This is a genomic window from Kitasatospora sp. DSM 101779, assembly GCF_025655475.1.
In the GTDB taxonomy this organism is placed as follows: domain Bacteria; phylum Actinomycetota; class Actinomycetes; order Streptomycetales; family Streptomycetaceae; genus Kitasatospora.
Genome location: NZ_JAHTIK010000001.1, coordinates 5,728,468 through 5,736,609 on the forward strand (window position 1 = coordinate 5,728,468; position 8,142 = coordinate 5,736,609).

At 76.1% G+C, this 8,142-nt stretch carries 9 protein-coding genes and 1 pseudogene; 7 read left to right on the forward strand and 3 right to left on the reverse strand.

Annotation, left to right across the window (positions count from 1 at the left end; genetic code table 11):
- Positions 1-18: 18 nt before the first annotated feature.
- Positions 19-882: a DMT family transporter gene (locus KSNIM_RS26065; RefSeq protein ID WP_263105557.1), complete on the forward strand. Its 864-nt coding sequence runs from the start codon at positions 19-21 to the stop codon at positions 880-882.
- A 19-nt stretch (positions 883-901) separates the two neighbouring features.
- Here KSNIM_RS26065 and KSNIM_RS26070 read toward each other — a convergent pair whose 3' ends face one another.
- A complete protein-coding gene (locus KSNIM_RS26070) occupies positions 902-1,690 on the reverse strand; it encodes an inositol monophosphatase family protein (protein WP_263105558.1) in 789 nt (262 codons plus the stop codon).
- 107 nt (positions 1,691-1,797) lie between these two features.
- Between KSNIM_RS26070 and KSNIM_RS26075 the strand changes: the two genes are divergently transcribed.
- Positions 1,798-2,781 carry an Lrp/AsnC family transcriptional regulator gene (locus tag KSNIM_RS26075; RefSeq protein WP_263105559.1) on the forward strand — a complete coding sequence of 328 codons (984 nt, stop codon included), beginning with the start codon at positions 1,798-1,800 and terminating at the stop codon, positions 2,779-2,781.
- A 38-nt stretch (positions 2,782-2,819) separates the two neighbouring features.
- On the forward strand, positions 2,820-3,071 hold the full coding sequence (locus tag KSNIM_RS26080) for a DUF2277 domain-containing protein (protein ID WP_095875042.1): 252 nt from the start codon (positions 2,820-2,822) through the stop codon (positions 3,069-3,071).
- Here KSNIM_RS26080 and KSNIM_RS26085 read toward each other — a convergent pair.
- Both KSNIM_RS26085 and KSNIM_RS26090 read right to left on the reverse strand, forming a co-directional pair.
- Positions 3,040-3,543: a DUF2269 family protein gene (locus KSNIM_RS26085; protein WP_263105560.1), complete on the reverse strand. Its 504-nt coding sequence runs from the start codon at positions 3,541-3,543 to the stop codon at positions 3,040-3,042. The genes KSNIM_RS26080 and KSNIM_RS26085 overlap by 32 nt on opposite strands.
- 137 nt (positions 3,544-3,680) lie before the next feature.
- Positions 3,681-4,388, reverse strand: a complete 708-nt coding sequence (locus KSNIM_RS26090) for a 4'-phosphopantetheinyl transferase family protein (protein ID WP_263105561.1) — start codon at positions 4,386-4,388, stop codon at positions 3,681-3,683.
- Positions 4,389-4,622: 234 nt separating this feature from the next.
- Between KSNIM_RS26090 and KSNIM_RS26095 the strand changes: the two genes are divergently transcribed.
- The 4 genes and pseudogenes from KSNIM_RS26095 to KSNIM_RS26110 form a co-directional block, all read left to right on the forward strand.
- A complete protein-coding gene (locus tag KSNIM_RS26095) occupies positions 4,623-4,976 on the forward strand; it encodes a CU044_2847 family protein (RefSeq protein WP_263105562.1) in 354 nt (117 codons plus the stop codon).
- Between the two features lie 12 nt (positions 4,977-4,988).
- Entirely contained in the window at positions 4,989-6,803 is a 1,815-nt protein-coding gene (locus KSNIM_RS26100; RefSeq protein ID WP_263108116.1) for a serine protease, read from the forward strand.
- Positions 6,804-6,851: 48 nt separating this feature from the next.
- Complete coding sequence (locus tag KSNIM_RS26105) at positions 6,852-7,859, forward strand: AAA family ATPase (RefSeq protein ID WP_263105563.1); 1,008 nt, start codon at positions 6,852-6,854, stop codon at positions 7,857-7,859.
- A pseudogene (locus KSNIM_RS26110) lies at positions 7,849-8,142 on the forward strand (hypothetical protein); the annotation flags it as partial. The gene KSNIM_RS26105 and the pseudogene KSNIM_RS26110, both read left to right, overlap by 11 nt.

An 8,142-nucleotide genomic window follows, 5' to 3' on the forward strand; every position in this document is an offset into this window, starting at 1 on the left:
TGAAGGGAACCGCCCGCCTTGCTCCCCGTCCTGTTCGCCCTGTGCGGCGCGATCAGCAACGCCCTGGCCACCGTGCTGCAGCACCGGGCCGCGCAGACCGTGCCGCGCTCCTCCGGTTTCCGGTTCGGCCTGCTACGCGATCTGGCCCGCCGCCCGGTCTGGCTGGCGGGCATCGCCGCGGTGACCGCGGCCGCGCTGTTCCAGGCCGTGGCGCTGGCCCGCGGGGCGCTCTCGGTCGTCCAGCCGATCTTCGTCCTGGAGTTGCCGTTCGCGCTGGTCATCGCCTCGGTGATGTCCCGCCGGAACCTCTCCCGCCGGGCCTGGACCGCCGTCGCCTGCATGGTGGTCGGCCTCGGCCTCGCCCTGGGAGCCGCCGCGCCGACCCCCGGCACCATGCACGTGCCGATGTCCCGCTGGATCCCGGCACTCGCGGGCTGCGGCGCCGCGATCGCGGTGCTCTGCGCGGTGGCGCTGCGCCGCCCGCCCGGCGGGGTCCGCGCCGCCTGCTTGGCGGGCGCGGCGGCCGTCGGCAACGCGCTGACCGCCGCGCTCATCAAGTCCTCCACCCATCTGCTCGACAAGCACGGGCTGGCGGCCTTCCTGACCGCCTGGCAGACCTACGGCTTCGCCGTCGCGGGCGTCGGGGCGCTCTACCTGCTGGAGAACGCCCTGCAGTCCGGCCCCCTGGTGGCTTCGCAGCCGGCGCTGACCCTCGGCGACGCGGGGGTCAGCCTGCTGTTGGGCGTTCTGCTGTACGAGGAGACGCTGCGCGCCGGCCTCTGGCTGGTCCCCGAGGCCGTCGGCGTCGCGCTGATCGTGGCGGGCGTGCTGGTGCTCGCCCGTACCCCGCTGACCCGCACCCTGATGAGCCCCGGGGACTGATGCCGGGCCGTCCCGGCGTTCACCGCACCTGCGCCAGCACCGCCAGTGCCTCGGCGTGCACCCCGGGGGCGGCCGCCAGGAAGCCGTCCGCGGAGGGCGTCCACGGCCGCCCCGCCGTGTCGGTGACCACCGCCCCGGCCTCGGCGGCGATCAGCGCGCCCGGCAGCAGGTTGGTGCCGTCCTGCCCGTACTCCCAGAAGAGGCCGAGGTTCCCGGCGCCGACCTGGGCCACCTGCAGGGCGGTCGGGCCGAGGTTGCGGACGGCCAGTGCACCGCCCAGCATCGCCGTCAGCGACTCGCCGGCGCGCCGCCGGGCGACCGGGTCTCCGGCCACCGTCGGCGGCTGGGCGGTGGCCGCCACCGCGACCTGCAGGGTGCGGGGCAGCGGAGCGATCGGCCGGCCGTCGAGGTGGGCGCCGCCGCCGCGCAGCGCGGTGTAGGTGGCGTCCTGGCGGGGCGCGTGCACCACGGAGAGCACGGCAGCGCCGTCCCGGACGAGGGTGGCGGTGACGGCCCAGTGCGGCAGTCCGCCGAGGTACTGGACGGCGCCGTCGGTGGCGTCGCACACCCACCACTCGCCCTCGGTGGGCACCGCGCCGTCCAGCTCGTCGCCGTACCACCGGGCGGACGGCCGCAGCGCGGTGAGCCGCTCGCGCAGCAGGGCGGCGGCGGGTGCGTCCACCGCGCGGAAGGCGGTCATCGCCTCGGCGAGGCCGGTCGCGGGCACCGGCTCCGGGCTCTGCAGGGCGGCCAGCCGGTCGCCGACGGCGTGCACCGCGTCGATCGTCCCGGACAGCGTCTTCTCCACGGGGTGGCTCCTCTCGGTCGTGGCCGGTTCGGCCATGCAGAAGGAGTACCGTGATCACGGCGGACCGAGACTCTCAATCGGCCAGTGACGACGGAGATCGGACAGCAGTGGACCTCGATACGGTGGATCCGGACAGCCGGCTGGACGAGCTGGACCGGCGGCTGGTCTGCGCCCTGCAGATCGACGGCCGTGCCGAGACCGGCCGGATCGCCGAGGTGCTCGGCGTCTCCGCCCGGACGGTGACCCGGCGTCTCGCCCGGCTGCTCGGCAGCGGCACCGTCACCGTGGTCCTCATGCCGGACGTGCGGGACCGCGCGGTGGGCGCCCTGCTGCTGAGGGTCCGCGTCCTGCGCGGCAAGGTGGAGACGATCGCGCACGCCCTGGCGGCCCGCCCGGACGTGCCGTTCGTCGACATCATGCTCGGCGGCAGCGAGGTGGGCGCCGTCGTGCTCACCGACGCGGGCTCCCGCGACCGCCTGATCCACGGCCAACTCCCCGCCACCGGAGCCGTCCTGGAGACCGGCGTGCACGCCGTGCTGCACGCCTTCGCGGACGCCGGTCACTGGCACTCCGGCCACCTCGCCCCCGAGCAGGTCGTCGCCCTCGCCCCGCCCGCCCCGACCACCGCGGCGCCCGCCACCGATGCGCTGGACCGCGCCCTGCTCGACCTGCTCGGCCGGGACGCGCGCCGGTCGCACGCCTCCCTCGCGGCAGCCTCCGGTGCGCCCGAGTCGACCGTCCGCCGGCGGCTGCACCGGCTCGCCGCCGGAGGGCTGCTGCGCACCCACGCCACCGTCGACCCTCGGCTGCTCGGCATGGCGGTCGACGCCAACCTCTGGCTGGACGTGCCGCCCGGCCGGCTGGCCGAGGTCGGCGCGGCACTGGCCGGCCACCCGCAGGTGCACGGCGTCCTCGCCACCAGCGGCCCGGCCAACCTGATGGTCACCGTCTTCTGCGAGGACCACGCCGCCCTGTTCCGGTTCACCACCGACGTGCTCGGTCCGCTCGGGGTCACCCGCGCGGAGACCGCGATCGTCGCCCGCGCGGTGAAGCGCGCCGGCGTGCGCCTGCCCGGCCCGATCCGCCGATGACGGCCCGCGGGGCGGGCGGGGCGGGGCAGACTGGGGGTATGTGCCGATCGATCAAGACGCTCAGGCCGCCGGAGATGCCGGAGGTCACCACCGACGACGTCCACGCCGCGGCCCTGCAGTACGTCCGCAAGGTGTCCGGTTTCCGGGCGCCGGCCGCCCACAACAGGGAGGCCTTCGAGCAGGCGGTCGCGGCGGTGGCCGCCGCGACCCTGGAACTGCTCGAAGGCCTGGAGATCAGGGGTGCCGGACGGGTGGAGGTCAGGCCCCCGTCGTCGACCCCGGTCGGATGACCATCAGCACCACGACCACCGCCCACAGCAGGTTGAAGACGCCGGCCGTCATCGGCAGCAGCTTCAGGCCGCGCTCCGCCCGCTCCCGGTCGTCGCCGCGGGAGTGGGCGGCGGGGGTGCCCGCCTCCGCGTCCAGCGTGTCGATCACGGACTGCTGGGCGGGCACCACGAACAGCAGCAGCGAGCCGGCCGACAGCGCCGTCAGCACGATCGAGGCGATGAGCCAGCTCTGGCCGAGGACGTCCATCACCTGGGCCACCCCGATGCCGAGCAGCGGGACGGCGATCCCGAGCAGCGCGTAGACCTGGGTGATCCGGTGCAGCAGCCGCACCGAGGCGGCCGCGACCGGCTGGTCCGTGCCGGTGCCCAGGGCCGCCGCCGCGCGCCGCGGGAACATGCTGACGGCGACCGCGACCGGGCCGATGAACAGCACCGAGGCCAGCACGTGCAGGCTCAGCAGGAACTTGGCCATGGGGAAGTCGTCCTTCGCGCGGCGGGGAGGAATGGGCGGACCTGCGCGGATGCGGTCCGGCGCGGCCGTCGCCGACGCTAACACCCCTTACGCGGACGCCTCCGGACACCCCTGGACGTCCGCGGGCCCGCAGGCCGTCACCCCCGGGCCCGCAGGCCGTCCGCCTCCAGGAGTCGGACCGGCCGGGTGCTGACCGCGGCGACCAGCGCCCCGCTCCCGGGGGCCGTCCAGTCCAGCAGGTGCAGGTCCTCGTGGCGGTGCAGGGCGGGGCCGGGACCGGGCGGGTCCAGCGGCAGCGCGGAGAGGTCGACGGAGGCGAGGGTGTCCAGGCTCGCCCGGCCGATCTTGATCATCGCCTCCTTGCGGACCCACTGCCGCAGGAAGGCCCCGTCCGGGTCCGGGTGTGCGGCCACCAGGGCGGACTCGGCGCCGCCCAGCACCCGCTCGTGCAGGTCGGCGGTGCCGTTCCGGCCGCCCGGCAGCTCGACGTCCACGCCGACCGGCGCGGGCCCGGCGGCCGCGGCGACCACGCCCTCGGTGTGCGACAGGCTCAGCCCCACGCCGGGCAGCCCGGCCAGCGCGGGCACGCCGTGCCCGGAGAGCCCGCAGTCGGGGCAGTACTGCTCCAGCACCGGCTCCGTGACCGGGACACCCAGCAGTCGGGCCGCACAGAGCCGGACGAGCAGGTGCGCGGCGACGAAGTCCAGCCGGTTCCGCTCGCGGTGGAAGCGTGCCGCGCGCTCCCGTTCGACCGGGGTCAGCAACTCCTCGCCGAGGCTGGGCAGCGTCAGTACCTCGGCGCTCCCCGCGACCGCCACCAGTGCCCCGCCGGCCGTCCCGTCCACCCGTTCGCCCTCCTCGCTCCGGTCGTACCACCCTACTGACCGGCCGGCCGGGCGCTCCCCGCGTCCGGCGGGATCCGGCCGGGTCGGCACAGGCGGATCAACCTGACAAATTGTCATGTTCCTTGAAGATTACTGATGTCAACCCCGCCGGAACCGCTGCGCCACGGCCTGTGCTGTGCGACCATCGCCAAGGAATTCGGCTGACAGTACGGCTTGACACGGTGGGGAGTGCCCATGTCGCACTACGTGGAGTTCCTGACGGCCGACGGCGCGGTGGTCCGGGTGGAGAGCACCTCCCAGACCCCGGCGGCGTACGGGATGCAGCCGGTCGGGCGGGGCAGCGGCGACGCCGTCGTCCGCGCCTCGGAGACCTTCGAGCACGCGCTGGGCGGCGTCCGCGCCGCCGCCGAGGCCGCGCTCGCCGTCCTGCGCGACGGAAGCCTGCGGCCGGACGCGGTGGAGATCGAGTTCGGCGTCAAACTCTCCGCCGAGGCGGGCGCCCTGATCGCCCGCACGGCCGCCGACGCGCACCTGACCGTCAAGCTCTCCTGGTCACCCGGCACCACCGGGGAACGGGCGGGGCACTGACCGGACGTGCCGATGCAGGACGTCCGCTGGCTCGCCCGGATCGACACCGCCGGGCCCGCCGGGCCGCTGACCGGCGCCGGCATCCTCATCTCCGACCGGGAGGTGCTCACCTGCGCCCACGTGGTGCACGGCGTCCACGAGGCGGAGGTCCGGCTGGTCGCCCACCCCGACCTGCCGCCGCTCACCGGCACCGTCGCACTGCGCGGCCCCTGGCCCGAACTCCCGGGCGGCGCAGGGGACGTGGCCGTCCTTGAACTCCACCAGCCCGTCCCTGCGCAGACCGCCGCGCCGGCCCCGTTCGCGCCGCTGCACCGCTGGGCCGGGCCGCCCGCACCCGCCCTGGTCGCCTACGGCTTCCCGGCCGGCCACGACACCGGCCTCAGCAGCGAGATCCGGCTGACCCGCGGCGGCTTCCGGATCGCCGGCGAACTGGTGCAGTTGGAGCACGAGGGCACCGGCATGCCGCTCTCCCCGGGCTTCAGCGGCGGACCGGTCGTGATCGCCGCCACCGGCGAGGTGGCCGGGCTGGTGACCGCCGCCCTCGACACCCTCGGCGTGCCGCGCGGCCCCGACGACCGCAGCCGACCGGCCGCCCGGCTCGGCCAGATGCTGCCCGCCGAGGCCGCCGCCCGGTACGTCCCGCAGCTCGCCGACCGGCTCGCCGGCGCCGCGCTCCCCGCCCACGCGGTGCGCGGACTGCGGCTGCTGCTCGGCGCCGGCCCGCCGCCCGCCGACCCGCTGGAGCTCTACCGCGCCGCCGTCGGACCGCTCGGCTGCCCCGACCCGCCCAGCCGCCCCGCCACCCTCTGGGACGCCGGCTGGTACCTGCTCGCCGAGGTCCCCCGGCCGCCGCACGGCCCGCACCCGGTCGTCCACTTCGCCCACCACGTCGCCGAGGCGCACAGCGACCAGGCCCTGCGCGAGGGGCTGCTGGACTGGCTGGAGCGGCACCGCGACACCGCTCCCGCCGCCGGGCGCCGGCGTGAACGCTGGCGGCCCATCCTGGTCGAGATCGCCCCGAGCGGTGCCGGGCCCGCCATGTTCCACGTCGCGGTCGCCGCCGTCCGCGACGGCCGGATCGGCGCCGCCGACACCCGCACCGTCCCGCGGCTGCGCCTCAAGCACGCCGTCCGCGACCGCATCGACCACGAACTCGGCCGCCTCGAGCCGGACGGCGCGGAACTCGTCATCTTCTCGCTGCCCCGCAAGTGGCTCACCGAGCCGGTGCACGGCTGGGCGCGCCGGCGCACCGACTACGGCCCGCTCGGTGCCGACCACGCCGTCGTCGTGGTCGACTCCCAGCGCCGTGCCGACCCCGCCGCCCGCCGCCAGCTCGAACTCAAATGGGTCCCGCTGCGGGCCGCCACCGGTACCCGGCTGCACCAGCTGCGCTGCACCGAACTCCCGGACGGCAAAAGGCTCTACCACCGTCTGAGGCCGCCCGAGCGGGTCGAGCTGCCCGCCCTCCCCGGCCCGCCCAGGGGCGCACCGTACGAACCGCTGCTGGCCGCCGCCCTGCGGGCCGGCGTCCCCGCCGTGCTGTGGCCCGGACAGGCCTGCACCGCCGACCACACGCACACCCGGACCTGCCGCAACGAGCGATTCCTTGCCAGACTGGCGGAGGAACTGGCCGACGTCGCACCTGCCGACCTGCCGCGCCGGGTCAGGGAGTTGCGGCACGAGGCGGAGGAGGCGGCAGACCCTTCGCAGCACTGGGCGGCGGGCCTGGTGCTGCTGTGGGAGGACCCGGCGGTGCTGCCCGGCCCCCACCGCCCCTACCGCGTCGTCCCGACCGCACCGCCGCCCCACGCCGCGGGCCCCGAGTGAGAACCGGACCGCCGAAGGCCCCGACGAGTGAGCAGGAGCAGGAGAGCAATGCCGCTGAAGCGCATCTACCAGGGCGTCAACGAGCCGCACGACGGCATCGCCGAGCTGCCCGCCCCGCCGCCCTGGCGCGACTTCGACGGGGGGCCGCTGCTGCCGCAGCCCGACGGCCCCGCCGACCCCGTCCCCGACCCGGCCCGGCACCGTGCCGCGACCTTCCGCCCCACCCCCGAGACCGTCGAACTCGTCAACGCCGCGCTCTACCTCAGGAGGCCGCTGCTGGTCACCGGCCCGCCCGGCGGCGGCAAGTCCAGCCTGCCGTACGCGGTCGCCCGTGAACTCGGCCTCGGCCCGGTGCTCCGCTGGAACATCACCAGCCGCACCACCCTGCGCGACGGCCTCTACCAGTACGACCCGCTCTCCCGGCTCTACGCCGCCAACCGCTCCGGCCCGCAGACCCCCGACGCCTCGCTCGACGAGCACCTGCGGCTCGGCCCGCTCGGCACCGCCCTGCTGCCCTACCGGCGGCCCCGGGTGCTGCTCATCGACGAGATCGACAAGGGCGACCTCGACCTGCCCAACGACCTGCTGCACATCCTGGAGGAGGGCCAGTACGAGATCGACGAACTCGTCCGGGCCGCGCCCCAGCAGCCCGAGGCGCACGTGCTCACCGCCGACGGCACCGGCCGCGCGCCCGTCCGCTCCGGCCGGGTCCGCTGCCGGGCCTTCCCGTTCACCGTGCTCACCTCCAACGCCGAACGCGAGTTCCCCGCGGCCTTCCTGCGCCGCTGCGTGGTGCTGGAGCTGCGCCGCCCCGAGGGCACCGAGCTGGAGTCCATCGTCCACTCCCACCTCCCGGACTCCGACCGGCAGTTGGTCACCGAGATCCTCGACGTCTTCCTCGCCCGCCGGGAGGAGGGCGAACTCGCCACCGACCAGCTGCTCAACGCCATCTACCTCACCTCCCGCCCCGAACTCGGCGACGCCGCCGACCGGGCCGCGCTCGCCGCCCAGGTGATGCCCTACCTGAGCCGCGGCCAGGACGACGATGTCTTCTGACCCGGCGGCCCTCGACCGCCTCACCGACCTGCTCGCCGAACTCGGCCTCGCCCCGCGGGCGCCCGTCGAACTGGCCGAACTGCTCTGGCTGGCGGCCCGCGGCACCGAGGGCGGCACCGGCACGGACACCGCGGGCCGGGCCGCCCCGCGCACCGACCGCCCGGCCACCGGCACCCCCGGCGGCCACCGCCCCCGCCACCGCACCGAGCACACCCCCGGCCCGGACGGCACCGGACCGCGCACCGCCCTGCACCTGCCCGCCCCCGACCGCGGCGGCCGGCCC